This is a genomic window from Polaromonas sp. P3_C2, from assembly GCF_056402675.1.
Window position 1 is genome coordinate 1 of the sequence record NZ_JBFUGX010000804.1, and the last position, 1,670, is coordinate 1,670.

A 1,670-nucleotide genomic window follows, 5' to 3' on the forward strand; every position below is an offset into this window, starting at 1 on the left:
GGTCAAACGGCAGCCCGGCAAATTCGGCGGCCAGGGCGCCGTCGCCCTGCACCACGCACAGCTCGTCAGGTGCGAAGGATTGTTCAATCAGGGTTGCCAGCAAGGCAGAAGTTTTCGGCGTCAGCTCACTGGGCTTGAGCATGACGCGGTTACCAGCCGCCAGCGCGGTGATGACAGGCCCAAGCGACAGCTGCACCGGGTAGTTCCACGGCGACACCACGCCCACCACACCCAAGGGCTGGCGCTGCAGGTAGGCCCGCGCGGGCTGCAAGTACAGCGGCGTGYGCACCTTCACGGGTTTCATCCACTTTGGCAAATGCCGGAGGGTACTGGACAGCAGCGAGCGCAGCACAAAGATGTCGGCGATTTCGGTCAGCTGGGGCGACCGCACGCCGAAGTCGGCATTGACGGCCTGGGCCAGCGCGCTGCCGTGCTCGTCCAGTAAGGTACGGATGCGCAGCAGGCGTTCCCGCCGCAGGGCCAGCGGCACCTCGGGCTGCGCGCGGCTGGCCTGGTGCTGGGCTTCAAACAATGTTCGAAGGACGGACGGAGGTGTGCTGGAACTCATCCGGCCATGATAGGGGCCACAGGGGCAGCGCAGTAGGGACGCAACTCCAGCAGCACTGCGGGTTGACCCTGAGGTACTTGACCCCATTTGCAGACTTGATGCAGAACCTATTGACGGTCTAAACGGGTTCTCAGGCATTTGACTGACAACCGCGCCGGCACTTATCCGCTATGGTGACTGGCAGGTAAACCATCCCTGATGAAAGTGTTTCATGGAATTCAAGGATTACTACAAGGTCATGGGCGTAGAGCGCAGTGCCACGCCCGACGAGATCAAAAAGGCACACCGCAAGCTGGCACGCAAATACCATCCCGACGTCAGCAAGGAAAAAAACGCCGAGGCACGCTTCAAGGAAATCGCCGAAGCCTACGAGGTGTTGCGCGATCCTGAAAAGCGCACCGCTTACGACCAACTGGGCGCCAACTACCAGGCCGGGCAGGACTTCCGCCCGCCGCCGGGCTGGAACCCGGGGCAGGCCTCGGGGGGTGCCGCCGGCGCTCCCCATTTTGGCGGAGCCGAAGGTTTTGACCACAGCGACTTTTTCGACGCGATCTTCCGCGGCATGGGCGGAGGGCCGCAAGGCCGGGGTGGTTTTGACGATATGCGCGGCAGCCGAAGCTTTGACATGCATGGCCAGGACCAGCACGCCAAAATCCAGATCGACATCGGCGACTCCTACAGCGGCGCCACGCGCAAGCTGCAGTTGCGCATGCCGATGGAGAGTGAAGCCGGCGTGACGATGCAGGACCGCAGCATCGAGTTCGTCATCCCCAAGGGCATACGCGCAGGCCAGCACATTCGCCTGGCGGGCCAGGGCTCTCCCGGTATGGGTCAGGGCAACCCGGGCGACCTTTACCTGGATGTTGAATTTCTGCCGCATGCCCTGTACCGTGCCGAGGGCCATGACGTGTATATGAATCTGCCCGTCGCGCCATGGGAAGCCGCGCTGGGCGCCGAGGTGGAAGTGCCCACGCCCACCGGCGAGGTGGAGCTGAAAATCCCGGCGGGCTCTGCCGGCGGGCGCAAGCTCAGGCTCAAGGGGCGCGGGCTGCCGGGCAAGACCCCGGGAGATTTTTATTTTGTGCTGCAGGTGGTCCTGCCG

At 63.5% G+C, this 1,670-nt stretch carries 2 protein-coding genes; one reads left to right on the forward strand and one right to left on the reverse strand.

Features of this window, described 5'->3' with window-relative positions:
• Positions 1-568: aldehyde dehydrogenase family protein (locus AC1DWI_RS22165; RefSeq protein ID WP_477725787.1), on the reverse strand; the 568-nt coding region annotated here is incomplete at its 3' end.
• Between the two features lie 211 nt (positions 569-779).
• On the opposite strand from AC1DWI_RS22165, the gene AC1DWI_RS22170 reads away from it, so the two are divergent.
• A partial coding sequence (locus AC1DWI_RS22170; RefSeq protein WP_477725788.1) for a DnaJ C-terminal domain-containing protein occupies positions 780-1,670 on the forward strand: 891 nt, incomplete at its 3' end.